The sequence below is a fragment of the Bradyrhizobium sp. WYCCWR15520 genome (assembly GCF_056174665.1).
This window is the reverse complement of the sequence record NZ_JBWBWM010000013.1, coordinates 165,700-191,756: the sequence shown is the minus strand read 5'-3', so window position 1 is coordinate 191,756 and position 26,057 is coordinate 165,700. Positions and strand designations below refer to the sequence as shown.

The window sequence follows — 26,057 nt, the reverse complement described above, 5'->3', positions numbered from 1 at the left end:
GTGGAGTAGTATCGGATAGCAGAGGACACTCGAGCGAATCCTAGGCCATCGATAGCAGTCGATAGATTCTAAGCGACCCGCAGATCTGCCGCTCTGTCGGGCGTCTCCCCGCTCTTCGAACGGTGCCCATACGCCGTCAGGCCCACCCCAACCTTCGCGACTTTGTGGCCTTCAAATATTCGGTCGCGCGCTGCTCGAAGAAGTTAGCGCGCGCGACCAGTTTCTCGGCGTCGATCACACGGTCGTAGATCGATTACTGCTCCTTCTTGAACAAATCCTGGAAGATGAGCTGGCCCCAAGTGCGGCCGCGTGCGTGCACCAGCGCGCCGCCCTCGTTGAGCTTTCCCAACTTGACGGGTGCGAACCCGAGTTGTTTGGCCAAGGCCGCCACGGGAGCGGTCGCATCCTCGTCGTCGCTCGACAGAAAGACCACCCGGTGGCCGCCCTCGACGATCGGATCGGCAGCCAGGGTGGCCGCAATCAGGTGATTGAAACCTTTCACGAGCCTGGCGCCGGTGAACGCCTTCGCGACGAAGGCGGAGGACGGGAGACCGTCCAGCTCTTCAAGGGGAACTAACGCGTTCATCGCATCGATGACCGTCTTGCCTTTCCAGCTCGGCAGGGCCTTCGCAACCTCGCGATGCTCCCCGAACGGGACCGCCAAGATGATTGTGTCGGCCTCGAGTGCATCCCGCAGCGACTTGGCAACGACCGTGGGTCCAATCGCCCGAGCCTGCGGCGCCAACGCCTCGGGCGGCCGGCGGCTCGCGACGGCCACCTTGATGTTCTTACGGGCGAAGGCTCGGGCGAGAGCCTGGCCTACCGCACCGAATCCTACAATCGCATAGCTCATAATACTTCTCCGATCCGTGTTGATATTGATTCCTCGGCCTTCAACGGCGCTGGGTTATCCGTTTCGCTGCATGGCGACCTTCGCGAGATATTCGGACCGCCACCGCAGCGATGCGCGTCATCGGTTCGAATTCCTGAATTGACGCGTAGACGTCCTGCCGTGAACGACTTCCGCGCGGCCGGACGGTCAGCCACTTCCGGCGATCGGGCGCGATTTCAGATGGCCGAGAAGCCGCCGTCGACAGACAACTCCACCCCATTCACGAAGCTTGAATCGTCTGAAGCAAGAAACAGCGCGACCGCCGCAATTTCCTCAGGACGACCCATCTTTCCCCGCGGGATCAGAGATTCGAACATCCGCTTCGCCTCCTCTGTGAGAACTTGGTCCTGCATCGGTGTGGCGATCGGCCCCGGGCTCAGCACGTTCACCCGGATATTCCTGCCCTTCAGTTCGTTGAGCCAAGTGCGTGCGAATGAGCGCAACGCCGCCTTGCTCGCCGAATACACGCCGTAACCAGGAAAACCTTTCACCGAAGCAACTGACCCGGTCATGAAGATCGATCCGCCATCGTTGAACAGCGGCAAGGCTTTCTGAACCGTAAACAGCGTGCCGCGCGTATTCAGGCCGAAGGCAGCATCGAAATGCTGCTCGGTAATTTCGCCCAGTGGGACGGCTTCGCCCATGCCGGCGCTCGCGTACAGGACGTCGATCCTGCCCTTTTCCCGCTTGACCGTGTCGAACAGACGGTCGAGGTCGTCGAGATTGGCCGCGTCGCCGCGCGCGCCGGTCACGTTCCGGCCAATCAGCTTGACCGCCTCGTCGAGCGCCTCCTGCCTTCGGCCCGTGATGAAAACATAGGCGCCTTCTTCAGCGAACCGCCTGGCGCTCGCCAGCGCCATACCGCTCGATCCACCCGTGATGACTGCAACCTTACCCTCAAGCTTTCCCATGACTTTTCCTTTCAGACTCCGTCTTTGGTCGTTCGGGGAGGTCCCCGAGAGCCTCGAGATAGATCTGCCGGCGTCAGGCGTTCAGTGCGGAAGCGCGCACATGGGTGGTGCGAAATCGATCCGGCTGAGCGGCTGACGCCAGCCGCGACGATCGGTGTCCGCCGTTCGGAATTGCGCCGTGCTTGTCGGCGTAGTCAGTGATCACCTGCCCGTGCTACCCAGCATTGGAGAGGATGTTCGATGGTGTTGGACTGGAGCTTTCGAAGGCAAACCCGGCGGTGCCGGATTGCACCATGATCGACTGGGATGACGTTCGCTACTTTCTTGCCGTCGCGCGTGGAGGCTCGGTGCGGGCTGCCGCCGAGCGCCTCGGTGTGAACCACTCGACCGTGCTGCGACGCATCGCCCAGCTCGAGGAACGCCTCGGGGTGCACATGTTCGAAAAGCTGCCTTCGGGCTACCGCCTGACGGCTGCGGGCGAGGAGGTCCTCGAGTTCGCGGACCAGATGGAAGCGTCGTCGCACCTGCTGGAGACGCGCGTCTTCGGGCGCGATCAGAGCGTGCGCGGGCTTCTGCGGGTGACGCTGGCGCCGCCCCTCGCGACACACCTGCTCATGCCGGACTTCGCCGATTTCGCGCGTCTGCATCCGGACATCGAGATGGAAATCTTGTCGTCCGGCGAGCTCGCCAATCTGACCAACCGAGAGGCCGACGTGGCGATCCGCGTCGTCTACGACCGCAAAACCCTGCCGCTCAATCTTCACGGCCTGAAGGGACCGGAGCTGTTCGGCGGCGTCTACATGTCCCGCGATCGACTAGCCGCGTGGCGTGCGGGCGCGCCTGATCCCATCCGGTGGATCGTCATAAGCATTCATGGAATTCCGGATTGGGCCAGCGAGGGTGAGGTTCGCACCATGGGGGGTCCGTTCGGGACCACGGACGCCGAGGCGCAACTCGTTGCGGTGCAGCAAGGGCTTGGGATCACGACACTGCCGTGCTTCGTCGGAGATGCCGACCCCCTGCTGGTGAGGGTGCCGGGCACCGACCTGCACATGTACGGAACGCTCTGGCTTCTCACCCAGGGGGAGACACGCAAGACGAAGCGCGTGCGGCTCTTCACTGAGTTCGTATCCCGCAGGCTCGCCGCGTACGCTCCGCTTCTCGCGGGGCTGTCCATATCGCGCGACTGACGCGCGGCAAGTGGCCGGCGACGCTTGCCATAATCCGGTCGGAAGCCGAGCTGCGATCGCTTGAAGCGGCGTCGTTCAATCCGCGAATGTTGCGCCGTATCGCAACCCGGCGCGAGGGCCACACTACTGACGGCGACGGACTTCACCATCGCTGACGGTCTTTTTTGCAAGCTGGAGACCTCGCTTTTGCGGAGAACTCCGAGGAAAATCGACCAATCGATATCGATAGTCTTTGAAACCGAGCAAATCGCGGATCGCCGAAATTCTCCTTTGAATGCAAGAGCGAGAATTTATGACGGATCCAGGATACGGTTCTTCGTCGTCAGCGGAAGATTTGCCTCGATGGACCAATGCCTTATGATGCTTCAGAACAATCGAGTGGGAGTAGGGGGGTATCGGAGGCAATAGCGTAGGTTCGGTGGCGATTTTTCGCTGCCACGTAGCCCGGCAGTAGTTGTGCCAGCCTATTTCGGATACGGCCGCTTGGCAGTGACGCTATGCCTTTTCGGGAATGCGAGCGATCACCTTGATTTCGAAATCAAAACCAGCAAGCCAGTTTACGCCGATCGCCGTCCAGTTGGGGTAGGGCGGAGCGTGGAAGATCTGGTTCTTGACGGCCATAATGGTCTCGAACTGGTTTTGGGGATCTGTGTGAAATGTGGTCACATCGACGATATCGTCGAAGGAGCAGCCGCCTGCTTCCAGCGTTGCCCGCAGGTTGTCAAAGGCCAATACGACCTGGCGTCGGAAATCAGGTTCGGGGGTCCCATCGGAACGGCTGCCGACCTGCCCGGAGACAAAGAGAAGCTCGCCGGAGCGTATCGCGGCTGAATAGCCATGTGCCTCGTAGAGCGCATGCCTGCCGGTCGGAAAAATCGCTTCGCGCTGGGCCATCTTGTAATTCCTTTTGTTTGGTTGCGCGAGCCGTGGACCGAAACATCGAGCATCCACACGCGCTGCGTCGTTTGACATACGTGGCGTATGTGAGATAGAGACATACGCGGCGTATGTCAACTCATATACGTCGCGTATGTGGATGCGGGCAACGATGATGGCGAAGCGGCGCGCCGAGATGATGGAAGAGAACCGTGCGAAGCTGATCGCGGCCGCACGAAAGGCCTTCGCCGAAAAGGGATATTCTGCCGCCTCTATGGATGAGTTGACCGCCGAAGTGGGGCTGACGCGAGGGGCGCTTTACCACAACTTCGGGGACAAGCGCGGGCTGCTGGCTGCTGCAGTTCACCAGATCGACGCGGAGATGGCTGCACGGGCGCGCGAGATGGGCGCCCAAGCGGGGGACGATTGGGACGGTCTGCTGGCTGAGGGGGCGGCCTATATCGAGATGGCGCTCGATCCTGAAGTCCGGCGTATTGTATTGCTCGACGGGCCGGCGGTCCTCGGAGATCCATCACACTGGCCGAGTCAAAACAGTTGCTTGCAGGCGACAAAGGAGACCGTGGAGCGGCTGATCGCACAAGGAATTCTGAAGTCAGTGGACACAGAGGCCGCAGCGCGGCTTTTGAATGGAGCCGCTCTCAATGCTGCCCTCTGGGTTGCAGCGAGCGACGATCCGGAAGATGTTTTGCCAAAAGCCGTCGAGGCCTTTCGTTGCTTGGCCACAGGATTGCTTGCAAAGCCGGCATGACTTCAGCCCGTAGGGTGGATTGGCCGGAGGCGTAAATCCGCCACACTCTCCCGTCGAGCCGCGCCGTTGCTGGCGGGTTACGCTTTCGCTAGTTGTATCGACCAGATCCGCAAGGCCGGTCTCTACGATCGGATCTGGCAGGCTTTTGCTGTGCTGTTGCCGGTGAAGACCGTCGGCGTGATGGGCGACGGCCGCACCTACGCGTCGGCCTGCGCGCCGTCACTTCCACCGACGGCATGACCGCCGACTTCTATTCCTTCGACATGAAATTCCTCGGCGAGACCGCGACGCGGATTATCAACGAGGTGAAGGGCGTGAACCGGGTGGTGTATGACGTGACGAGCAAGCCGCCGGGGACGATTGAGTGGGAGTAGGGGGCGTAGAAAAGCGTAGGTGCGGGATAGACACGGATAGAATTGTAATCGTCCGTCTATAGTTCTTGAAGGTCCTTGGAGCCGATCTTCGCGGCAGTTGCGCGGCGCCAAGCAGACCCGGCATGGCAAGCGGATGCGCAATCAAAAGACGGTTCATTCAACCAGCGCAGCCAGGTGGACGGGATCTACTTCTGTCCCGTGCCTGTCTTGAAGAACTCCGCGAACTGCTTGATGAGCTCCGGGCTGGCGATCTTCTTCTCGATCGTCCAGGTTACATGGCCGCGCGGATCATGCTTGATCTCCACCGCGGTGGTGGCCGTGAATAGGGTGAGGTTGATCAGCATTCCCGCGGTCAGAAGTGAACGGATGCTCAGCGTTTCCGCCTCGCTAACCGCCGTCACGGCTTCGAGCAGTATCGGCTCGAAATTCCTGTCCTGCGCGTAAGCCAAGAGCAGTTGTTGAACGACGTCGTCCTGCTGGTCGACAAAGCGCTTCTCGATACCCGCAACGATCCGATCGCGCGTCTCGTCGCTTGCATTGTTGAGGACCGCCTCAACCGAGACATGGGCGAAGATGATATCATATAGCTCCTCGGCGACCCTGGCGCGCTGCAACGGCGTTAGGTCTTTGATGATGTCCTCGATCGGTCTTGCGCCCATGTTGTTCCTCTCTATCGGAAGTCCCCGGTGAGGCTGAATGCGGCCCATTTGTTCAGTGCCATGTTGGACCGGCTATCGGCTAGAAGCTCCAGAATGGCTGCGCGGTGAGCCTCGGCCCGTGAGTGTCCGTGCTCGATCCGATGCTCGTAGTACGATATGAAAAAGCGCGCGGCAGCGCTGACATTGACATCCCAGTGCGTTGAAATCAGGCTGATCGCGCCAGCCTGGATGAAGGCCCAGTCGAGACCGAGCGCGTCGCCGGCGACGCCCTTCAGAGCAAGACCGCTAATGCAGGCCATGACGGAGACGTCGCTGCCCGAGAAATCGAGGCCCGCCGCGAAGATCGCGCTAGGGCTGAGTTTCCCGCCGCCGCTGTCCGTGGGTAAGCCCTCGTCGTCGGAAAGCAGAAGATAAGAATCGTTGAATGGGCTCGTCAGACCCGGCGGGAACATCCCGTGCGTGGAGAAATGCACGATACGGTCATTCAGAGCGCTTTGCGTGATACGCGTCAGCGTCGCCTCGACGCCAGTCAGTTCGTCCCCCTCTCGGTCGTGGCTCTTCAACCAGCGCAACGGCGCCTGGAGGCTCTCCACGAACGCGGGCTCCGCATGTTCGTCACGCAAGCCGACCACAACGCCAAAATAACGGTCAGGAGCGCGGCTGGGGGCGCGCGCCAGCAAATGGTCGAGATGGAACGCCGAATGGACGCGCGAGAGCGAGAACCAGTCGATCAACAACGCTTCATTGAAGCGAAGATAATGGAGTGGCACATTGTGAAGCGCATCGTCCGTTGAGTAGCAGATATGGTCGTCCTTGTTCAGCACGGCCTCTTCGACGAGATGGTCGAGCCATGCTACCAGCGGCGCGAGCACAACTTGAATGCTCTCGATGCACCGTGTGATGTTATCCCGCCGGGGATTGCCCCAACGCCGGGGATCCACATTCTCGGCCCACTGCTGGAGATCCCGACGCGGGATCGGGATCGGATCGAGCATGCGAATGTCGCCCTGCTTGGTCACCAAGACGGCATAGATTCTCACATCATCGACGAAATAGGTAAGATAATGGAATGCCTCTTTATTGGTAAGATTTGGCAATGATCTCACCCGGTCGTATACCGCCGCGTCGTCGACGGCCGCTCCCATCAAGCGGGTCAGTCGATCTGCGATCGCGCGTCCCTTCGACGCCTCGATCGCCTCGAGTAGATCGGCAGGCCTGTTTGCCTTGTGCAGATACTCGCACATGGCACCGAAGAGATGCGGGTGGCTGGCGAAGACGCCGCCGCGCTCTTGTGGGTCTTTAATGCCTCGCCTGATTGCCTCGAGGTTCTTGCGCAAATGAATCAGCGCATCTGCCGCGTCGGAGTAGCGATCGAGCCGGCTGTAGCAAAGATAAATTCCCCACAACGCCTCATTTTCAAGTGTGGTAATGCCGTTCTTCTGCGCCCAATCACGGCAGGATCGCAGGCTTTCGAGAGACTGGAGGACTTTGTCCCTTGGAGGGGGGCCCAGGAAGATGATCGATGCTTGCTGAATCCGGTGGCGGACGACGATATCCGACTCATTACCGAATTGAGGATGGCGCGATATCGCCCAATCGATTGCCTTCAAGATATCTACCGCATTTTCGGAAGCGATGGTCGTGGTTGCACTCGAGCCGCTCCCTCTGATTTCGGTGATTCTGACCTTCAAATCTTCAATGATGCGCTTCAGGCGATCCGCCTCGATATGGTCCGCGGAACGGGCGCGCTGTATTTCCGCCAGCGCGGCTTCGGCTTCATCGACACGCTTTAAGTTAAGCAGTGCCTCAACGCGCCTTATCTTCATCTCACGGATGTTGCCGTCATCGGCGAGCCTCGCATAAGTCTCGATATACCGATCGGCCGCATCCAGCAGCTCTGGCGAACGTCCACGCCGCAATAGCGCCTTGCAATGGCTGTCCGCCAGTCCAGACAAAGTCTCCGGCACCAGACCGTGATGGTCGGGCGCGGCCCGCCAGAGCTCCATAGCTCTCACATGCGCGGCCGCCGCGAGCGCGGCACCCCATTCCGGATTTGCGCCCTCACAGTAGGAGTAGATGGCGGGCTGCAGAGCGACAATGACCATGCCCGGATTGTCGGATCGGATCAGGAGTTTGACCTGATCGTTGAAAGGACTGGGCGGCAACCGGCTTGCAAATGTCGCGCGATCCTCCGCGGTGCCGTTGCGAAGGAGATCGAGAACTTCTTCCTCAGTCGGGATCGTCACCATCGGTAAAATCCGTCGTGAATCGGCCCGCCACCTAGGCATGTCGGTCAGAATGATCGGGGTGAACGCAACTGGCGATTTCCCCGTTGCAACAGTAGCGCTGGAGTTGTAGCGTGATTTTGCACTCTGCGCCATCAACTATCTTTGACATCGCATAGGAGCTTTCCATGCCGGTAAACTGGGGATCGATCGCCGGACAGCTCGGCGGCCTTGGAATGACGAACCTTGCTAAAGAAGCTATCAAGCACGGCGCCGATGAAGAGCAACGCCGCAAAGAAGAGCTTCGTAAGACGGCGGAGCAGGATCAGAAGCGGGCGGAGCTTGAGCGGGGAAGGCGCCAAGCGGATTCGAAATAGGGATGTCGATCTGAGCAAGGACGGCTAATCCTCGCGATCGTGGAAGAGCAGCACGGCGGCTCGCTCAGCGTGCCAGCTCGCGATGATGGGGACGCTTCGCTAAGCCGCCCAGGCGCAAGGAATGTCTGCCGGCGCCGCTCCACCGAGCATTGAAGGAATAGTAGCGGTACTGCCACTCGGGCTGCAATATCGCGTCGAGCATCGCGATCGACTGGAGCAGACGCATCAGCGTCCGCACGTCCGGAAGGTCCTGACTTCTTCGTCCTTTTCAATGCGGAGGGAGCGTTCATCAAGGGGTTTGTGCACGATGCAGCGATTGTGAGCCGGAGGGTGCCCGTCGAACTCTTCTATCGAGGTCTTCCTCTCGAATTCGAGGAATGCGCTAAGGAGCCGGCGTTTTCACCGGAAAGGGTGACGTTCTGTCTGTGGCGCCTCAACAGTCAACGGAGTTGGTCCCACAGCGACGTTCCGTTGCCTAGCGCAGACGCGGACGGGTCGGCGAGTTTACTCACGATGCTTGATGGGTCTCCTGAGACCTACCGTGCATGGGGAATGGACTATTATGAACGCGATATCTCGGTAGAGTCCGTCGCGGCTGTATACCGGCATGAGCCCCTAACTGAAGCTTTGATACAAGCCTTGAATCCGGAGCAGCGATTGGCGTTTTTGAGAGATGACCTTGAGGAGATCGCTTATCCCGTGGTCCTTTAGCGCGCTGTTGTCGTTGCATGGCCGCTGAAAATACGTTCCTCAATCCTCTGTCGCTCCTGGCTTGCAAGGCTGGTTCGCTACTTCGATACTGCCTTACATTCGGTTGAAGTGTGTTGGATCGGGGACTGGCCCGACGCGTGGCTCGCGTCTATGTCAGCGAGCGCGCCGGCTCAGACCTAGTTGGAAGCCGTGTTGGGATTTCGCGGGCGCATAGCTGCTCCGCCTACGCCAGCCGGAGCGCTGGATGTGCACCGCGCGCTCCCATGCTAACACTCGGCATCGCCCCTCTCGGAGCTCGCCCTGATGTCTGTCGCGACCGCCGCCGCCAACCCGCCGACGCCTTCCTCCGCTGAAACTGATCCCAAAACGCTCGGCTGGATGCAGGGCTTTCCCCCGCCGCCGGACAAGACCATTACCTTTCAGAACGGTTCGTTCCGCAGCTTCCCCGAATTGCGCTGGGCCTGGAGCAATATCCGCCAACTGGTGCCAACCGTGAATGTCTGGCGTGGGGCAGGGCCGACTTCCGTGCTGCCGCGCGCAGAGCACGATATCGGCGCATCCGCGTCCGTCACCATGGACGGGCGTCCCATGACGTTCTCGCGCATGCTCGGGGAGACCTATGCCGACGGCATCGCCGTGCTGCACCGGGGCAAGCTGATCTACGAGCGCTACTTTGGCGCGCTGAAGCCGCACAAGCCGCATATCGCGATGTCGGTCACCAAGTCGTTCACCGGCACGTTGGCCGGCATTCTGGTTGCGGAGGGCAAGATCGATCCGCAGGCGCCGGTCACGGACTATGTGCCGGAGCTGAAGGCCAGCGCATTCGCTGACGCGCGCGTGCATGAGGCGATGGATATGACCACCGGCCTCGAATACACCGAGGTCTACACCGACAGGAATTCCGGCGTGTTCGGGCTGCGACGGGCGAACGGCATGGCGCCGATCGAGCCGGGCTATGAAGGCGCGACCAACATTTTCGATTTCCTGTGTGCGCAGAAGAAGCAGGGTGAGCACGGCAAGGCCTTCGCCTACAAGACCGTCAATTCCGACGTGCTGGCCTGGATCTGCCGGCGGGCGAGCGGAATGACGCTGTCCGATCTCTTATCGGAGCGCATCTGGATTCCGATGGGGGCGGAAGAGGACGCGCATTATCACGTCGACCGCATCGGCACCGAAAGCGGCGGCGGCGGGCTTTCGACCACGCTGCGCGATCTGGCCCGCTTCGGCGAAACGATCCGCAATCACGGCCGCTTCAACGGCCGCCAGATCGTGCCGTCTCAAGTCGTCGAGGACATCACGCGCGGCGGCGATCCCGCAAAATTCAAACCGGCCGGCTATACCACATTGCCCGGCGCGTCGTACCGGAACCAGTGGTGGGTGACACACAATGCGCACGGCGCCTATATGGCGCGCGGCGTTCACGGGCAGGGCATCTATATCGATCCGAAAGCCGAGATGGTGATCGCCCGCTATGCCTCGCATCCGGCCGCGGGTAATGCCACCAATGACCCCGTGACGCTGCCGGCCTACATGGCGCTGGCAAAGGACCTGATGGCGGGCGGCTGACGCAGTTGGCGAGGCGCATCGACAACCGAAACGGTCTGCCGCAACTATAATATAAGTCTTGACTTATATAAGCTCGTACCGATATTCCTTGCCTCAAACGACAAGGAGGACAGGATGCAGATCGACGTCGCGAGGGTGTTGGGGCTTGTCACGCGCTCGGTGCGCAATTTTGAGAAGGACGGCAAAGCAGCGAGCGCAGTGACGCTGACACGGCTTTACGACACTAATGTCGATGACCTCTGGGACGCGCTGACCAGCAAGGAACGCATCCCGCGCTGGTTCTTGCCGATCGAGGGAGATCTCCAGTTGGGCGGAAAGTACCAGCTGAAGGGCAATGCAGGCGGGACCATCACGGCATGCACGCCGCCCAGGCATTTTGCGGCGACATGGGAATTCGGAGGCGCGACGAGCTGGATTGACGTCCAGCTGGCGGCAGAGCGCAGCCAGGCACGGTTGACCCTGGAGCACACCGCGATCATCGAGGATCATTGGAACCAATTCGGTCCAGGCGCCGTGGGTATCGGTTGGGACCTCTCCCTTGCGGGACTTGAGCGCTATCTTGCGACCGGAGCGTCGGTCGATCATGAGACAGCCGAGGCATGGATGGGCTCACCTGAAGGCAAGGGGTTCATGACCGAGAGCGGCGAGTTTTGGCGCGCGGCGCATGTCGCGAGCGGGGTCGATCCGGCGTCGGCGAAGGAGCGGTCGGACCGTACCATCGCTTTCTATCGCGGCGAGATGCCGCCTGATATCGCGCACCCGGGCACAGGAAGCTGATGCACGTCTTCGAAGTCCTCGCCGATCCGGTGCGCCGTCGCATCCTCGAACTGCTCGGCCCCAGAGAAATGGCGTCCGGTGAAGTTGTGGACGCAATCGGAGCCGAGTTTGGGATCACGCAGGCGGCCGTGTCGCAGCACCTCAAGGTGCTGCGCGAGAGCGGCTTTGCAAGGGTTCGCGCGGAGGCGCAAAGGCGACTCTATTCGGTGGACTCTGCGGGGCTTCAGAGCGTGGATGCATGGATCGGTCAGTTCAGGAATTTCTGGGAGCCAAAGCTGGACGCGCTGGCGACGGAGATCGCGCGAGGTAAACGCGAGCGGCGTAACGCACCGATCAGCAAACGGACCGGGAAGAGGGCTTAGAATCTGCTTACTCCTTGCCCGGCCAGGCGCGACCCCGGGACAGTGTTCCTGCATATCGCTGGCGCTCATGCGGGCTACGGTTGTTCTTGTAGGGCGGGCAAAGGAGCGATAGCGACGTGCCCACCATCTTGAGCCTCGCTCGAAATGGTGGGCACGCTTCGCTTTGCCCACCCTACAGCATCGTGGCAAATCACTTCTGATTTTCCGAAATCGTGTCAAGTCCGGGAATCAAAAATATTCTGCTTTCGTTCTCACCCAAATCAGTCGCATAACTTCGCCCGTCTCACGGCGGATGAGGGGCGCTTCGCGATCGTCACGAACGTGCGGTGAGATGCGGTGGACGCTGAAGGCGCGCTCGACGTACGCGCAAGGCAGCGTACGGCGAAGTCGTGTGGTTCGGGCGCCGCGGTGCTGGCGTTAAGCGTGCGATAAGAAGCGCAGGCGACGGAGGCAAAAGAGCCGTTCTCCGGGAAGAGCACGAAGTAAGCCGTAAAGCCACTGCGCAGGGAAGGCCGGAATGCTCCCGCTGCCCTGTATGCTCGTGTGCACTTTTGTTTGCGCAAATCGCACGCGAGACCGCGGGTGCAGCAAGCACCCGGTCTTCCCTGCGCCCTCTAAATAAGAGGAGGGCAAAACAAGATGCCAACCTCGGACGCAACGCGCCGCGAGAACGCGGGCCCACACCCTGATGCTCTCTAGAAAGTAGATCAGCCAGAGGCGGAATAGCCATCCGCCGGATCGTATCCGCGGCGCCGGGCGATACAGGCTGCCAATTGTAGAGTAAGGCCTGAACTCGGCTAAATAAGTCAGTTTCCCGGGCGTCACTTGCCGATATAGGCGGCCAGCTCATCAGGCGTTCCCAAAGGAAAGGCCTGTTTTAGATAGTCGAGGAACGCCGCCACCCGAGCGCTCAGTAGCCGCTTGGATGGGTAGAGCGTCCACAAGGTAATCTCGGGTCCATCGATATCCCCCCAGTGCACCAGCTTGCCGTCGGCTAAATCGTGGCTCACGAGCGACATGGGGAGACGGCCCGCGCCAACTCCCGCTCGCACCGCATCCCGAACCATCATCAACGATGACAGCGCGAGGACTGGCTCGACCGCGATTGTCGACCGGCCAGTGGGCGTCTTTAGGTCCCAGGCAAGTCGATCACCTGCCGAGCGCACGACGGCAGGTGCAGCAAGATCTCCGGCCGGCCGGGCGAGGTCGGGGCTTGCCACGACCAGCAGCCGATCGCGCAGGAAGACTCGTCCAACCAGGCTATCATCCGGATCCGGATTGACCCGGATCACCAGATCAAATCCCTCCTCGATCATGTCGACCGCACGGTCTTCCGTCGTGACCTCGAGCCTCACCTCCGGATACTTCAGGGCGAACCCCGCGGCGATCTTTCCCATGGCTGTTTGAGAGAAAAGCAGCGGGGCACTGATCCGCAACCTGCCTCGCGGCCTTTCACCGCCCGAGGCGATCGCCGCCGCCGTCTCTTCGAGTTCGGTGAGCAAAAGACCCGCTCGCTCGAACAGCGCACGTCCTTCCTCGGTGAGCTTCAGTGTGCGTCCCCCGCGTTCGAACAGACGCAGGTTGAGGGCGGCCTCCAGTTCCGAGACCCGGCGGGACAACGTTGCCTTTGGGCGTCCCGCAGCTCGCGCGGCGCGCCCAAACCCTCCATGCCGGGCGACAAGATTGAAATCAGCGAGAGCAAGCAGGTCCATATGTTCCACCAATGAGACAGTATGTCCAAATATAATGTCTATCGGTCCAAAGGTGGATCACTAATTTGCAGGGTGTCTTTGACCCCCAACCGGAGTGATCCCCATGACCATCCTCGTTACCGGCGCCACTGGCCGTGTCGGCCGCCAAGTCGTCCAGCAACTCGTCAAGCGCGGCGCCGACCTGCGCGTCCTCGTCCGCGATCCCTCGAAGGCCAACATTCCGGCCAGTGTGGAGGTTGTGCAGGGCGACCTGCTCGATATCGACTCGCTGCGCACCGCGTTCACCGGCGTGAACACGCTGTTTCTGCTCAATGCGGTGGCGGGAGACGAATTCACCCAGGCGCTCATCGCCCTGAACATTGCCCGCGAGTCGGGCGTCGAGCGGGTGGTCTATCTGTCGGTGATCCACAGCGATCACTTCGTGAACGTGCCGCACTTCGCGGTGAAATCCGGCGCCGAGCGAATGATCGAACGGATGGGCTTCAGCGCCACGATCCTGCGTCCGGCCTACTTCATTGACAATGAACTCATGATCAAGGACGTCATCTTCAACTATGGCGTCTATCCGATGCCGATCGGCAGCAAGGGTGTTGCCATGGTTGACGCCCGCGACATTGCCGAGGTCGCAGCGATCGAGCTGATCCGTCGCGAGCAGGCTCCGGGCAAGCTGCCGATCGAAACCATCAATCTGGTCGGCCCTGATACGCTGACGGGTTCGGACGCGGCCGCGATCTGGTCAGACGTCTTGGGTCGCCCGGTTGCCTATGGCGGCGATGATCCCACCGGGTTCGAGCAGAATCTGGCGAAATTCATGCCGAAGTGGATGGCGTATGAAATGCGCCTGATGGCCGAGCGCTATGTCAGCGACGGCATGATCCCGGAGACCGGCGACGTCGAGCGTCTGACCAAGATCCTGGGCCGCCCGCTGCACTCCTATCGCAACTTCGCGACCGAGATCGCCTCCGCGGCCTGAGGACCGAGCAACCAAACTCCGACCACAAGCAAGCGCAGCCCGGGTGAGCGCAGCGATACCCGGGACCGCCCCCGCTGATCCGAAAAGCGGTCGTTCCTGCCGCGCATCTCGAACATCGGAAAAATCTGCAGAACGATGTCGGTTTCCGACAAGCTCGTTCGTCCTCCCGATGAGCGCCAAAAGGGGCCGGCTCAAACAAGGTGACAGACGATGAGGGTTATGGTGTTCGCGAAAGCCACTGAGGACAGCGAAAAGGGCGTGCCCCCCACGGCCGAGACGTTCGAGGCGATGGACCGGTTCACCGAGGAACTGGTCAAGGCCGGCGTCCTGGTGGCCGGTGCCGGCCTCATGCCCAGCGCCCAGGCTAAGCGCATCGCCTTCGATGGTCCCGGCCGCACGGTCATCGACGGGCCGTTCGCCGAGATCCGCGAGATGGTCGCCGGCTTCTCGATCTGGGAGGTCAAGGACATGGACGAGGCCGTGGCCTGGGCGAAGCGCTGCCCCAATCCCATGTCGGGCCCGAGCGAGATCGAGATCCGGCCGTTCCTCGAGGCGGCGGATCTGGCCGAGTTTCTGACGCCCGAAGAGCTCTCGACGCCCCATGACGGGACGCGCGGGAAACTCGGCGTCGCCTAGGTTGTGACCTCACAAATGGAAGCACCAGGATGCGCGAGCCGAATGGCGGAGAATGGTAGAAAGCCCACCTCCGGTCATTGGTCACACCGACAAAGCGGCGCGCAGATTGTGTCCAGCCTCACGTCCGCGCAACGTCGGCTAAAACTATTCTGAAGAAGGCTGCGGTGGAGAATTGTAGCATGGCGAAGATCGTCTTCGGAATGAACCAGTCCCTGGACGGCTACGTCGACCATCAGGAATTTGCGCCAGGGCCCGTGCTCTTTCGTCACTGGATCGAGCAAGTGCGCGGCCTGACGGGCAGTGTGTACGGCCGCCGCATGTACGAGGTCATGCGCTATTGGGACGACAGCCATCCTGAGTGGACCCCGGAGGAACGCGACTTCGCGGCGGCGTGGCGGCGCCAACCGAAGTGGGTCATATCACGATCGTTGAAGTCAGTCGGCCCCAACGCCACTCTCGTCGGGGATGACTTCGAGGCGGTGATACGTGAGCTAAAGGCTCAGCTCGTTGGCGAGATTGACGTTTCCGGACCAGACCTGGCAAGAAGCCTAACCGACCTTGGTCTTATTGATGAGTATCAACTCTACCTTCACCCCGTCGTGCTTGGTCGCGGCAAGCCATTCTTCGCCGGCCCCCGGCCGCCGCTTCGCCTTGTGGCCAGCGATCAAATGGGCGAGGGCGTGATCAGGTTGACGTACGCTCCTGCTTAAATCCCACGGCTCAACAGGGTGGATTAGCCGGAGGCGCAATCCACCGCCCAAGGAGGAGCCTCGTGATGACCATCACCATTACCGCCTTTGAACGGTCACCCGATGGCGGCAGGGGACTGGCGCGGGATACGCGCGTTCGCTGGGCGCTCGAGGAAGTGGGCCAATCCTACGAGGTTCGCCTTGTTTCGTTTCGCGCGATACCTGGCGCTTCATCCCTTTGGCCAGATTCCGACTTATGAGGAAGGCGATCTCGCCTTGTTCGAGACAGGGGCGATCGTCTTCCATATCGCCCAGCGCCATGCAGGCCTTCTGCCTGACGATGACAATGCCCGGGCGCGTGCGATCACCTGGATGTTTGCCGCTGTCAACACGGTGGAGCCACCGATCCTTGAACTTGCAACCGCCAAGATCCTGGAGAGTGACAGGCCCTGGCATGACGCGCGCTTGCCGTTGGTCGAGGGTCGCGTTCGCGACCGGCTGAAACAACTTTCCGCCCGTTTGGGCGATGCCGACTGGCTCGATGGTGCGTTCAGCGCGGGCGATCTGATGATGGTGTCGGTGCTGCTCAGGCTGAAATCATCGGGCATTCTGGATGAATACCCAAACCTGGCAGCCTATCTCGCCCGCGGTGAAGCGCGGCCTGCCTACAAACGGGCTTTCGCCGCTCAACTGGCCGTCAACACCGGCAAGCCGCCGACCGGCTGATGATGTCCGTCCTGGGCGCGAAGTCGTCGCCGCGGAATCTTCCCTCATCGAAGCGCTCGACAAATCTCGCAAACAAAGGTGCAGGAATCAGGTGACGCGGTAAATGCAGTATTCGATCTGGTCTTTTCCGGTGAGGCGGCCCTCGGCCACAAACAGATGCTGGTTGAGCCAGGCGTATTTCGGTGCGCCGGTATCGAAGCGCATTGCCATCCGCATGTAGTGATCTTCAAAGCGCGTGGTGCCGGCCGTCTCGGCGGCCTTGGTGAAGGCGTCATTCATCTGCACGAGGCCGGTGTAGTGCAGCAGGATAACGGCGTCGTCATCTGTGATGAATTGGACGCGGACATCGGGCCGGCCAAAGCCATCCGAGCCCGGCCGGTACCAGTCGCCGCCCGGCATCGCGATACGCGCCTTGATGCGCGTGCCTTCCAGTGTGCCTTCGCTCATCTCCCAGTAGCTGTGCGCGCCGACGGGTGAGCCGTGCGTCGTCGGCATCGGACCGCGCACGCGCAGACGATATGTCATCTCGAATTCAAGACCAGCCATTGGATCGGCCTTCGTAGTCGGAAATATCGGTCAACGGCCGGGCCGGCGCGCTGGTTCCAGACGTGCCCGTGATGATGACGCGCTTCATGCGCTTCCTTGCGCCCAATCGGCAGGTGCTCCGCTGTCGATATCCGCTTTCCAGCCCTTTCTGCTCCTCGCCGCGGAGGGGCGGCGCGATAGCCGAACTGGATCACGGCTACATATATGCTCCCAATTGTGAAATGGCACACAGACAGGAGCCGTCCAGTCTGGTTGTGTAAGATGAATGGCCGCCGTTGGTGGGGGAATCCCTGCTACGGGGCCGTTCGTTTTCGTTTCAGGAGCATCGTTATGCGCGGCTTTAATCGCACGGCACCTGTGATGTGTGCCTCTCTCATTCTCAAGTCCACCTTGAGCGGGTGAACCAAAGAGGTTTCGCGTGCGCTGATTACCGCGTACAGAGATTTACTGGGCCCCGCCGGCGACGGACGGGGCTTTTCTATTTCTTTTCTATGCCCACTGCTGCCCGGCGGTGCCCCTGTGAAGAAGGACGCAGGGGTCATGTGGTACTTTTGGCCCGATTTAGCATTTGATGTTGTCAAAGGGCTGGTAGCCGGAAGCGCTTCTATAGCGCTTCAAGCGGTTGCTCCCATGACGCTTCGCGTCTTGAAGCGGTTTCGAGCGCGTTGGTCTGCTCGAAAAGCCGCAAGAAAGGCAGCCCGTAAGGCGGAAAAGCGTATTCCGCGGTCGCCCAGCTCGTCGGAATGAGCTGTGCAAGCAGGGCGGGTCAGGCTTTCGCTGACCCGCCCTGCGCTGAAATAGACAAGCAGTCTTAGCTTCCATTTGAGGGCGGGACATTGTCCCGCGCTGATGCTGCGCGCGACATTCAAGCGCATCCGTTGTGAACCTTGTGACGAACGGCGCGTTGAACGCAAAATGACATGCCGTCTTCGGGAGGCTCGATGCGACACGAATGGATGGATCTCGACGGAAGTCGCATCTTTTTCCGGGAAGCAGGCTCATCTGATGCGCCTGCCGTGCTCTTGCCCCACGGCTATCCTTGCTCATCGTATGAATTCCGGAACCTGATGCCGCTTCTTGAAGATCGGTGGCGCCTGATCGCGCCTGACTTCCCTGGATGCGGCTACAGCGACACGCCCGAATCTTTCGCATACGATTTTGACGGTTATGCGGATTTCCTTGAGCGGTTTGCTGACCGCCTCGGCCTCAAGCAATTCGCGCTCTACCTGCACGATTTCGGATCTCAGATTGGTCTTCGGCTCGCCATCAAGGCGCCGGAGAGGATGGCGGCGCTGATCATCCAGAACGGCGACATCTACGAGGACCAGTTAGGTCCTAAATACGCGCCACTAAATGAGTATTTCGCTCATCCGACACCGGAAAATCGCTACAAGCTTGCAGCGGCGGTAAGTCGGGAGGGCTATCGCGACGAATTCCTGAACGATGTCGAACCCGAACAGGCCAGGACCATTCCTCCCGACTTGTGGGAGCTGCACTGGGCTTTGACGACTCCGCGCCGGAAGGAGATTGCGGTGGATGTGATTGCGGGCTTGAAGGACAATCTCGCCTGGTTTCCACGCTATCAGCGTTATCTGCGGGATCATCAACCGCCGACCCTGATCATATGGGGTCCGAAAGATGGCTTCATGCCCGAAGGAGCCGCGCGCGCCTATTTGCGCGACCTGCCGAACGCCGAACTGCATTTCCTTGATGGCGGTCACTGGCTGTTGGAGACGAATCTCAACGAAGTGGCCAACTTGATGAGAGACTTTCTTTCCCGGATTCAAGCTTAATCCACCGCATTCGCTCATCGTGACGGACTCGTGAATGGCGGGTTACGTTTTCGCTGACCCGCCCTACGGACCAATAGACGTGCGCCGCCGTCAGCATTTCCATTTCCTGCGCATATGCTAGAAGCCGCTCGCAGGAGGACACGCCATGTTTCGTCTCGTAAACGACGCGCAGTTCTGGGATCGCGCTGCGCGCAAATATGCCAGCGACCCGATTGCCGATATGGCGGGCTATGAGCGCACGCTCGAGCGAACGCGACATTACCTCAAGGGGGCCGAGACGGCGTTCGAGTTCGGATGCGGAACGGGAACGACGGCGCTGAAGCTTGCGTCATCGGTCGGGCGCATCGTGGCGACCGACTTGTCCGGCGAAATGATCGCGATCGCGCGCGACAAGGCAAAGGTCGAAGGCTGCAGCAATGCCACGTTCGAGGTGGCGCGGCCCGAGGCGGCGCCGTGGCCGGACGGGAGCTTCGATGTCGCTTTCGGCTTCAACGTTCTGCATCTGGTGGCGGAGCGCGAAGCAGCGTTGAAAGGTATCCATCGCCTGCTGCGGCCTGGCGGGCACTTCATTTCCAAGACGCCGTGCCTGAAGGAAATGAATTCGCTGCTGCGCGTCGCGCTGCCCTTGATGCAGCTCGTCGGCAAGGCGCCCTATGTGGCGTTTCTGTCGGCGGAGGATCTGGAACGCGAGATTTCGGCGGCGGGATTTGAAATCATCGAACGCGCCCGCCATGCCTCCCGCGGCAAGGATGCGCGGCCGTTCGTCGTGGCAAGGAAGTAGCGTCGATCGCCGCTTCGTATCCCCGGATATTGCTTTCGCTCATGCGGGCTACAAATCCGCTGCGCCTTCCGAATTGATTTGCTTCGCGCAACGCAATTGGAACGCGCGGCTGCGACGAACTGGCATGACGGGCAAATCACTTCTGATTTTCCGAAATCGTGTCAAGCCCGGAAATCAAAAATATTCCGCTTTCACTCTCACCCAAATCAGTCGCATAACTCCGTCCGTCTCACGGCAAGATGAGGGGCGCTTCGCGATCGTCACGAACGTGCGGTGAGATGCGATGGACGCTGATGTCACGACGACGTACGTGACGTGAGGCGTACGGCGAAGTCGTGTGGTTCGGACGCCGCGGTGCTGGCGTTAAGCGTGCGATAAGAAGCGCAGGCGACGGAGGCAAAAGAGCCGTTCTCCGGGAAGAGCACGAAGTAAGCCGTAAAGCCATTGCGCAGGGAAGGCCGGGATGCTCCCGCTGTACCTGTATGCTCGTGTGCGTTTCCTTTTATGCGCAACGGCACACGAGACCTCGGGTGCAGCAAGCACCCGGTCTTCCCTGCGCCCTCTTGATTGGAGAGGGCGCCGAAGAAGATACAAACCTCGGGCAAAACATGTCGCGAGATCGCGAAACTATATCCACGCCATTGCGAGCGAAGCGAAGCAATCCATTGTCACCTCATGCGTGGAAGGATGGATTGCTTCGCTGCACTCGCAATGATGCGGTGAGGTCCGTGCAGACGCGCAAAAACTAATACCGTGGCGCATTCCACTGCGGACAGCGATGCACGTAGTCCCAGGGAATGTCATAGACGCAGGTGTAGCGGAGGTCGTCTGACTGTTTGATTGGCGGCGGGGCCTCTACGACCACCGGTCGGTCGACGTCGCTCGGCAGACCGTAGAACACGCCGACGCCGCCAGGCCAGAAACCGCCTCGGTGATGGTGATGATGATGCCCCGAGTGGGGGAATGCCGGGAAAGCCGGACGCGTTGGCGCCGCGCCCGCACCGCGTGCCGCGCCCGGATCGGCCAAGGCTTCGCCCGCGGCAAGGATAAGCGCGACTGCGCCGAGAGATGCGATAAACGTCGTTCGATATGTCATGGCACTCACCCATGAGAGGTTACTGGGCAGCATTCCCAAAACGCTAAGCTGGGCCTTTCGTGCCCGCAAAGACATAATTAATTATTGGTTAAGACGTAATCTTAACGGTGCGGCGTGAAAAAGCCGCCCGGGAACGATCGGGTGAAGGAGCAGGCTGCCAAGCATGTCCGATTCAGTGTTGAGGCGAGCGACTGGAGTTTTTACGACGCGATTGCAGGTGCTTGCCGGCTTGCTTGACGCCGCCGAGACGCAATGGCGCGAGAAGGCCGAGAGCCCCGAGGCATTGCTGGCGGCCCGGCTCGCCGATGACATGTTTCCATTCCCGTATCAGATCGTCTTCACCTGCAACCAGCCCAATCAGTTCGCTGCCTGGTGCAGCGATGCGACAGCGCCGGAGATCGATCCGGCGACGCTGGATTTTCCCGGCTTGAAACGGCATGTGCAGGACACGGTCGCCTACGTCGCGGAGCGGACCGCAGGGATCAATGACCGCGTGCTCGACCGCGACAAGCGGATCGATCTGCCGGGCGGCAGGTTCATTTCATTCACCGGCCACCTCTATGTCGACGAGTGGCTGCTGCCCAATTTCTACTTCCATCTCGTCACCGCCTACGACATCCTGAGGCATCAAGGCGTGCGGATCGGCAAGGCCAACTACATGGCACATCTTGCCGGTCGGGTGCGCACCGCGAAGGCGGGGTAGGGTGAGAGCGGGGCCGCAAGATCCGCGGGCGCAAAAAGCGTGAACACATGGCGTATGATCCAGCGACGACTCCACGGCCGGCCGATCCTTCCGAGTGCAGCGTGCTCGCGAAGCTTTGGTATGACGGCTGGCAGGATGCCCACGCCGCGATCCTGCCGGCAGAGCTGGCGCGGGCGCGCACGCGTGAGAGCTTCGCCGAACGGATGACCGCCGCGCTCGCCGATGTGCGGGTCATCGGGCCGCGAGGCGCGCCGTCAGGCTTCGCGATGCTGAAGGGCGACGAGCTCTATCAGTTCTACGTCGCGTCGGAAGCGCGTGGCGCCGGGATAGCCGCCACTCTCATGGCAGACGCGGAAGCGCAACTATCGGAGCGCGGCGTCGGGACGGCGTGGCTCGCCTGCGCCATCGGCAACGTGCGCGCCGCCCGATTCTATGAGAAGTGCGGATGGTATCTCGCCAGAACGATGGTCAACCGCCTCGACACCGTCGATGGTCCCTTCGATCTGGAGATTTGGCGCTATGAGAAACGTCTGGCGCGCCGGTGAGGGCGCGTTTGGAGGTCGGACTCGTCGGCCTGCGCACACACAGCCCGAACTCTCAAGGATTCCATCCCCCGCTGCCGTATTCGCGGGTGATGATTTCAAGAAGATGCCCGTTCTGCTCCTTGAAGTAGAAACCACGTCCGCCGTCGTGGTGGTTAATCTTTCCGGCCTGGGTCTGTCCGGGGTCGGCCCAGTAGGGAAGCTGCCGTTCCCGCACCCGGCCGAAGATCGCGTCGAACTCGGCCTCGCTGGTCAGAAACGCATAGTGCTGCGGAGCAATGTCGCCGTCGACATCCATGTAGTCGAGGTTGGCGCCGTTTTCGGTGGTGACCATGTAAAACGGCCCCCATCGCCGCGGAGCCGGCAGACCGAGCATCTCGGCCAGGAATGTTGCCGATGCCTTACGGTCGTGGGTCGACAGGATCGTATGATTGAAGTGGATGGCCATTGCGCTCTCCCGGGCTGGAACAGCTTCGTCGCTCCGTTAACTGGACCGCAGGTTGTATCGTTCCACGAGCAACGACTGGGCGCAGATTCTCGCAATGATTCGCGCAAATTACCCCCTGTGAAGCCATGGGCTCCCTCAAGCGGGAAAAATAACGGCCCCTTGCTGCGCTGCCTCCTGCTCGCAAAAAAGTGAGGTGGCTCGCGCCTCGGCCTGTAGCTTTCGGCCCATCCCATTCGTCTTGGACCCAGAGAACGTCAAACTGGAGGTCAAGGAATGGAAAACGCACGCTATCGCTGGGTCATCGTCGCGGCCGGCGGCTTGCTCGGCTGTGTCGCGATCGGTGGCATGTTCTCGCTGCCGGTGTTTTTGCAGCCGATCGCGCGCGATACCGGCTGGTCGGTGACCGGCATATCCAGCGCCATGACCATCGGTTTCCTCGCGATGGCCTTCACCAGCATGATCTGGGGTACCTTGTCCGACCGGCTCGGGCCGCTGCCGGTGGTGCTGACCGGCTCGGTCGTGCTGGCGGCGAGCCTCGGGCTCGCCAGCGTCGCGACATCGCTGGTCGTATTTCAGTTCGTGTTCGGGCTGATGGTCGGCGGCGCCGCGGCTGCGATCTTCGCGCCGATGATGGCGACCGTCACCGGCTGGTTCGATACCCATCGCAGCCTGGCGGTGTCGCTGGTCTCCGCCGGCATGGGCATGGCGCCCATGACCATGTCGCCGCTCGCCGCATGGCTGGTCTCGAACCATGACTGGCGGACCTCGATGCAGATCGTGGCCCTTGTTGTCGCCGCGATCATGATCCCGGTCTCGCTTCTGGTGCGCCGCGCGCCAGCGCTCGAAAGCAAGGCCGCCGCGCCGACCAGCGCTTCGGCAGAGCCGGAGATGTCGCTCGCGCAAGCGCTGCGCTCGCCGCAATTCATCATCCTGCTGCTGACGAATTTCTTCTGCTGCGCGACGCACTCGGGCCCGATCATCCACACCGTGAGCTATGCCATCAGTTGCGGCATCCCGATGATCGCCGCCGTCACCATCTACAGCATCGAGGGTCTGGCGGGGATGGGCGGCCGCATCGCCTTCGGCCTGCTCGGCGACCGCTTCGGCGCCAAGCGCGTGCTTGTCTTCGGTCTGCTGGCGCAGGCGTTCGGCGCGCTCGGTTATGTTTTCGTGAGCGAGCTCGCCGCGTTCTACGCCGTCGCGGCATTGTTCGGCTTCCTCTATGCCGGCACCATGCCGCTCTACGCCGTTCTGGTGCGCGAAAACTTTCCGCTGCGTATGATGGGCACGGTGATCGGCGGCACGGCGATGGCCGGCAGCCTGGGCATGGCGACGGGGCCGCTCGCCGGCGGTCTGATCTACGACACCTTTGCGAGCTACGCCTGGCTCTATATCGGCTCGTGGATCATGGGCCTCGGCGCGTTCCTGATCATGATGACGTTCCGGCCGGTGCCGGTGGCACGGGCTGTGCCGGCGCCGGCGTGAGTCTCGCTGTCATCGCCTGCGACAAACGCGAAGCGTTTGCGCAAGGGAGCGAAGCGATGAAGCAATCCATGTCTCCGAGAGCGCACTCAGCCGAACGTAAAGCTGTAGGCGCTGAGACCGGCCTTGGGCGCTTTCAGCCGTAACACGTGCTCGCCACCGGGGCCGCTGTAGATGGAATAAAGCCGGCTTCCATCGACCGTGACCGGCGGCTGCGGCGTTCCGTCGACGGTCACGGACAATGTTTGCGGCGACAGGCTGCCAGCGACCAGATTGACCTCGGGTGCATTGAAGCGCAGCAGGATTTCGTCGCCGTCGGCCGACGAGGTGGCGCGATCGTCCGTCACGTTCCAGAGGCCGGAGAGGGCGAACCGGTTCGGCGGCACATTGTCCGGCAGCGCATAGGTCCGTTCGCCGCCCGCAGCGCCTTGCGTCTCGACGATGGCGCCAGCGTTCTTCTCCGAACCGAGATACATCTCGGGCGTTGCGACGGCGCTCAAGTCGGGATCGCGCATTGGTGCGACGGGTGCGCGATCGCCGACAAGGCGCGCGATCGCATTTTCCATCTGCTGGTAGCCGCCTTCACCAAACTGCGTCGCGACGATCGTGCCGGACCTGTCGATCAGATACGCGGCCGGCCAGTACTGATTTCCGAAGGCACGCCAGGTGCGGTACTGATTGTCCTGTGCCACCGGATAATGGATGCCCAGACGCTTGATGGCAGTCTCGACATTCGCACGTTCCTTCTCGAAGGCGAATTCGGGCGTGTGCACGCCGACCACGACAAGGCCTTTGTCCTTGTATTGCTCATGCCATTTGGTGACGTAAGGCAACGTGCGCAGGCAGTTGATGCAGGAGTAGGTCCAGAACTGAACCAGCACGACCTTGCCGCGGAGGCCTTCCGTCGTCAGCGGCGGCGAATTCAGCCAGGAGGAAATCCCGGAGAACTCCGGCGCAGGCCGGGAGTCCTGCCGCGTCGTTTCCTGGCTGAGCGGTGCTGATGGACCAAACTGCGCGATGGCAAGAACGGCGACGATCACAAGAACGATCAGGCTAAGAATCTTGCGCATAGTCATAATCCCAGTTGAAGGTTCGGATAAAGCTCCGAAAACCAGACAGCGACGATGCTGTCGTATTGCGTGTAGAAGGCCAACGCGACGAGGAGCACCGCCGCACCAAATGTTCGCTGCAAGGCGCGGGTGTAGGGCGCAAGCTTCCGCACTTGCGTGGTCGCGTATTGTCCGCCATAGGCGATCAGCAGGATCGGTATGCCGGCGCCGACTGCGTATGTGACGAGCAGCAGCGCGGCGCGTGCTAGGTTTTCCGACGTTGCGATCAGTGTGAGAATCGAGCCGAGCACCGGTCCGGCGCACGGTGTCCAGAGCACGCCGAGCGCCAGTCCAACAACCAGGCCGCTGGCATTGCCTGATCCGGCGCGCGAGACGACACTGTCGGCGAAAGAGAGCAGGCCGCTCAACCTTGCCATCAGCCACTCGTATGGCTGCGGCCACAGCAACAGAACGCCAAAGCTGCCGAGCAGGATGACGGAGATCTTCCGCAAGGTGTCGTGCGACAAGCCAAGCACGGTCGAGAACGAGCCGAACAGGATCGCAAAACCGGAAAACGTCAGGACGAAACCGGCCACAAGGAAGAGCGGTCGCCGCCGGTCTTGCTGGCCAATGGAGGCGCCCAGCAAGACCGGCAGCAACGGCAGGATGCAGGGCGCTGCCACCGTCAGCAAGCCGGCCGCAAATGCCAACGCAATCTCAATCATCTCGGACTCTCCTCGTGGGCCGCGGCTATCACTTCACCAGCGTGAGGAGCGGCTTGCCCTTTTCGACGATGTAGGTGGCGAGCTCGCTCCCGGTGACGCTGCCGGGATTCCTGGCCGAATGGACCGTTCCGGCGGGAATGAAGAGCACGTCGCCGGCCTTCAGCGTGACGGGCGGCTTGTCCTCGATCTGATATTCGAGCTGGCCTTCCAGAACATAAATCACCTCTTCGCCGGGATGCGTGTGCTTGCCAAACGCCACCCCGGGGGCAAGGTCAACCTTGACCTGGATGGCCTCACGTCCGGGCGCGCTGAGATCGTGCCGCTGCAGATCGGTTCGCGTGACCCCGCTCTGCTGCGCTTGCGCGCCCAACGGCGCCAGAACGGCTCCAGCGACAAGCGCCGCCATCGCCATGAATTGCATTTTCTTCACCGTGGTCATGTTCAGCTCCTTGGTTTGAGGTCCGTCA

At 61.2% G+C, this 26,057-nt stretch carries 26 protein-coding genes and 2 pseudogenes; 16 read left to right on the top strand and 12 right to left on the bottom strand.

The features are described from left to right. Positions 1–253 precede the first annotated feature (253 nt). Together AC0QUY_RS17045 and AC0QUY_RS17040 are read right to left on the bottom strand one after the other, a co-directional pair. Positions 254–853, bottom strand: a complete 600-nt coding sequence (locus AC0QUY_RS17045; RefSeq protein ID WP_475387651.1) for an NADPH-dependent F420 reductase — start codon at positions 851–853, stop codon at positions 254–256. A 215-nt stretch (positions 854–1,068) separates the two neighbouring features. Continuing rightward, positions 1,069–1,803: an SDR family NAD(P)-dependent oxidoreductase gene (locus AC0QUY_RS17040; RefSeq protein ID WP_161854072.1), complete on the bottom strand. Its 735-nt coding sequence runs from the start codon at positions 1,801–1,803 to the stop codon at positions 1,069–1,071. A gap of 293 nt (positions 1,804–2,096) precedes the next feature. Here AC0QUY_RS17040 and AC0QUY_RS17035 point away from each other — a divergent pair, with 293 nt between their 5' ends. Next, entirely contained in the window at positions 2,097–2,993 is an 897-nt protein-coding gene (locus AC0QUY_RS17035; RefSeq protein WP_475387680.1) for a LysR family transcriptional regulator, read from the top strand. Between the two features lie 495 nt (positions 2,994–3,488). On the opposite strand, the gene AC0QUY_RS17030 is transcribed toward AC0QUY_RS17035, so the two are convergent. Further along, positions 3,489–3,887 carry a RidA family protein gene (locus tag AC0QUY_RS17030; protein WP_475387650.1) on the bottom strand — a complete coding sequence of 133 codons (399 nt, stop codon included), beginning with the start codon at positions 3,885–3,887 and terminating at the stop codon, positions 3,489–3,491. A 157-nt stretch (positions 3,888–4,044) separates the two neighbouring features. On the opposite strand from AC0QUY_RS17030, the gene AC0QUY_RS17025 reads away from it, so the two are divergent. Together AC0QUY_RS17025 and AC0QUY_RS17020 are read left to right on the top strand one after the other, a co-directional pair. After that, positions 4,045–4,638 carry a TetR/AcrR family transcriptional regulator gene (locus AC0QUY_RS17025; protein ID WP_475387679.1) on the top strand — a complete coding sequence of 198 codons (594 nt, stop codon included), beginning with the start codon at positions 4,045–4,047 and terminating at the stop codon, positions 4,636–4,638. Between the two features lie 96 nt (positions 4,639–4,734). Next, positions 4,735–5,012 (top strand): annotated as a pseudogene (locus AC0QUY_RS17020) (GMP synthase (glutamine-hydrolyzing)); the annotation flags it as partial. A 185-nt stretch (positions 5,013–5,197) separates the two neighbouring features. On the opposite strand, the gene AC0QUY_RS17015 reads toward AC0QUY_RS17020, so the two are convergent. Both AC0QUY_RS17015 and AC0QUY_RS17010 read right to left on the bottom strand, forming a co-directional pair. Then, positions 5,198–5,671, bottom strand: coding sequence for a hypothetical protein (locus AC0QUY_RS17015; RefSeq protein WP_475387649.1), 474 nt, complete (start codon positions 5,669–5,671; stop codon positions 5,198–5,200). 11 nt (positions 5,672–5,682) lie between these two features. Further along, complete coding sequence (locus AC0QUY_RS17010; protein WP_475387648.1) at positions 5,683–8,052, bottom strand: CHAT domain-containing protein; 2,370 nt, start codon at positions 8,050–8,052, stop codon at positions 5,683–5,685. Positions 8,053–8,084: 32 nt separating this feature from the next. On the opposite strand from AC0QUY_RS17010, the gene AC0QUY_RS17005 reads away from it, so the two are divergent. From AC0QUY_RS17005 to AC0QUY_RS16990, 4 genes are all read left to right on the top strand, one after another. Then, positions 8,085–8,273 carry a hypothetical protein gene (locus AC0QUY_RS17005; RefSeq protein WP_475387647.1) on the top strand — a complete coding sequence of 63 codons (189 nt, stop codon included), beginning with the start codon at positions 8,085–8,087 and terminating at the stop codon, positions 8,271–8,273. A 1,014-nt stretch (positions 8,274–9,287) separates the two neighbouring features. After that, positions 9,288–10,550: a serine hydrolase domain-containing protein gene (locus AC0QUY_RS17000; RefSeq protein WP_475387646.1), complete on the top strand. Its 1,263-nt coding sequence runs from the start codon at positions 9,288–9,290 to the stop codon at positions 10,548–10,550. Between the two features lie 114 nt (positions 10,551–10,664). Further along, positions 10,665–11,327 (top strand): SRPBCC family protein, encoded by a 663-nt coding sequence (locus AC0QUY_RS16995; RefSeq protein ID WP_475387645.1) that lies wholly within the window; start codon positions 10,665–10,667, stop codon positions 11,325–11,327. After that, positions 11,327–11,689: an ArsR/SmtB family transcription factor gene (locus tag AC0QUY_RS16990; RefSeq protein WP_475387644.1), complete on the top strand. Its 363-nt coding sequence runs from the start codon at positions 11,327–11,329 to the stop codon at positions 11,687–11,689. The genes AC0QUY_RS16995 and AC0QUY_RS16990 overlap by 1 nt, the downstream gene beginning before the upstream one ends. A gap of 821 nt (positions 11,690–12,510) precedes the next feature. Here the strand turns inward: AC0QUY_RS16990 and AC0QUY_RS16985 are convergent. Further along, positions 12,511–13,401 (bottom strand): LysR family transcriptional regulator, encoded by an 891-nt coding sequence (locus tag AC0QUY_RS16985; RefSeq protein WP_475387643.1) that lies wholly within the window; start codon positions 13,399–13,401, stop codon positions 12,511–12,513. Between the two features lie 103 nt (positions 13,402–13,504). On the opposite strand from AC0QUY_RS16985, the gene AC0QUY_RS16980 reads away from it, so the two are divergent. From AC0QUY_RS16980 to AC0QUY_RS16965, 4 genes and pseudogenes are all read left to right on the top strand, one after another. Beyond that, complete coding sequence (locus AC0QUY_RS16980; RefSeq protein WP_475387642.1) at positions 13,505–14,374, top strand: SDR family oxidoreductase; 870 nt, start codon at positions 13,505–13,507, stop codon at positions 14,372–14,374. Positions 14,375–14,584: 210 nt separating this feature from the next. Next, positions 14,585–15,010: a YciI family protein gene (locus AC0QUY_RS16975; protein ID WP_475387641.1), complete on the top strand. Its 426-nt coding sequence runs from the start codon at positions 14,585–14,587 to the stop codon at positions 15,008–15,010. Between the two features lie 179 nt (positions 15,011–15,189). Next, positions 15,190–15,720: a dihydrofolate reductase family protein gene (locus tag AC0QUY_RS16970; RefSeq protein WP_475387640.1), complete on the top strand. Its 531-nt coding sequence runs from the start codon at positions 15,190–15,192 to the stop codon at positions 15,718–15,720. A 65-nt stretch (positions 15,721–15,785) separates the two neighbouring features. Then, positions 15,786–16,425 (top strand): annotated as a pseudogene (locus AC0QUY_RS16965) (glutathione S-transferase family protein). A gap of 87 nt (positions 16,426–16,512) precedes the next feature. On the opposite strand, the gene AC0QUY_RS16960 reads toward AC0QUY_RS16965, so the two are convergent. Further along, positions 16,513–16,971 (bottom strand): DUF3237 domain-containing protein, encoded by a 459-nt coding sequence (locus AC0QUY_RS16960; RefSeq protein WP_475387639.1) that lies wholly within the window; start codon positions 16,969–16,971, stop codon positions 16,513–16,515. 941 nt (positions 16,972–17,912) lie between these two features. On the opposite strand from AC0QUY_RS16960, the gene AC0QUY_RS16955 reads away from it, so the two are divergent. After that, positions 17,913–18,764 carry an alpha/beta fold hydrolase gene (locus tag AC0QUY_RS16955; protein WP_475387638.1) on the top strand — a complete coding sequence of 284 codons (852 nt, stop codon included), beginning with the start codon at positions 17,913–17,915 and terminating at the stop codon, positions 18,762–18,764. A 145-nt stretch (positions 18,765–18,909) separates the two neighbouring features. Further along, the gene (locus AC0QUY_RS16950; protein ID WP_475387637.1) at positions 18,910–19,545 is read left to right on the top strand and encodes a class I SAM-dependent methyltransferase; all 636 of its coding nucleotides are present in this window, start codon (positions 18,910–18,912) and stop codon (positions 19,543–19,545) included. A gap of 745 nt (positions 19,546–20,290) precedes the next feature. Here the strand turns inward: AC0QUY_RS16950 and AC0QUY_RS16945 are convergent. After that, positions 20,291–20,641 carry a hypothetical protein gene (locus AC0QUY_RS16945; RefSeq protein ID WP_475387636.1) on the bottom strand — a complete coding sequence of 117 codons (351 nt, stop codon included), beginning with the start codon at positions 20,639–20,641 and terminating at the stop codon, positions 20,291–20,293. Between the two features lie 163 nt (positions 20,642–20,804). On the opposite strand from AC0QUY_RS16945, the gene AC0QUY_RS16940 reads away from it, so the two are divergent. Next, entirely contained in the window at positions 20,805–21,344 is a 540-nt protein-coding gene (locus AC0QUY_RS16940) for a DUF1993 family protein (RefSeq protein WP_475387635.1), read from the top strand. 101 nt (positions 21,345–21,445) lie between these two features. Then, positions 21,446–21,889, top strand: coding sequence for a GNAT family N-acetyltransferase (locus AC0QUY_RS16935; protein ID WP_475387634.1), 444 nt, complete (start codon positions 21,446–21,448; stop codon positions 21,887–21,889). 52 nt (positions 21,890–21,941) lie between these two features. On the opposite strand, the gene AC0QUY_RS16930 is transcribed toward AC0QUY_RS16935, so the two are convergent. Next, a complete protein-coding gene (locus AC0QUY_RS16930) occupies positions 21,942–22,334 on the bottom strand; it encodes a VOC family protein (protein WP_161854132.1) in 393 nt (130 codons plus the stop codon). A 273-nt stretch (positions 22,335–22,607) separates the two neighbouring features. Here AC0QUY_RS16930 and AC0QUY_RS16925 point away from each other — a divergent pair, with 273 nt between their 5' ends. Beyond that, complete coding sequence (locus AC0QUY_RS16925; RefSeq protein ID WP_475387633.1) at positions 22,608–23,819, top strand: MFS transporter; 1,212 nt, start codon at positions 22,608–22,610, stop codon at positions 23,817–23,819. A gap of 86 nt (positions 23,820–23,905) precedes the next feature. Here the strand turns inward: AC0QUY_RS16925 and AC0QUY_RS16920 are convergent, their stop codons facing one another. The 3 genes from AC0QUY_RS16920 to AC0QUY_RS16910 are packed head-to-tail and all read right to left on the bottom strand — an operon-like array spanning position 23,906 to position 26,020. Beyond that, entirely contained in the window at positions 23,906–24,886 is a 981-nt protein-coding gene (locus AC0QUY_RS16920) for a thioredoxin family protein (RefSeq protein WP_475387632.1), read from the bottom strand. Positions 24,887–24,888: 2 nt separating this feature from the next. After that, positions 24,889–25,590: a cytochrome c biogenesis CcdA family protein gene (locus AC0QUY_RS16915; protein ID WP_475387631.1), complete on the bottom strand. Its 702-nt coding sequence runs from the start codon at positions 25,588–25,590 to the stop codon at positions 24,889–24,891. A 28-nt stretch (positions 25,591–25,618) separates the two neighbouring features. Beyond that, entirely contained in the window at positions 25,619–26,020 is a 402-nt protein-coding gene (locus AC0QUY_RS16910) for a cupin domain-containing protein (RefSeq protein ID WP_475387678.1), read from the bottom strand. Between the last annotated feature and the right edge of the window lie 37 nt (positions 26,021–26,057).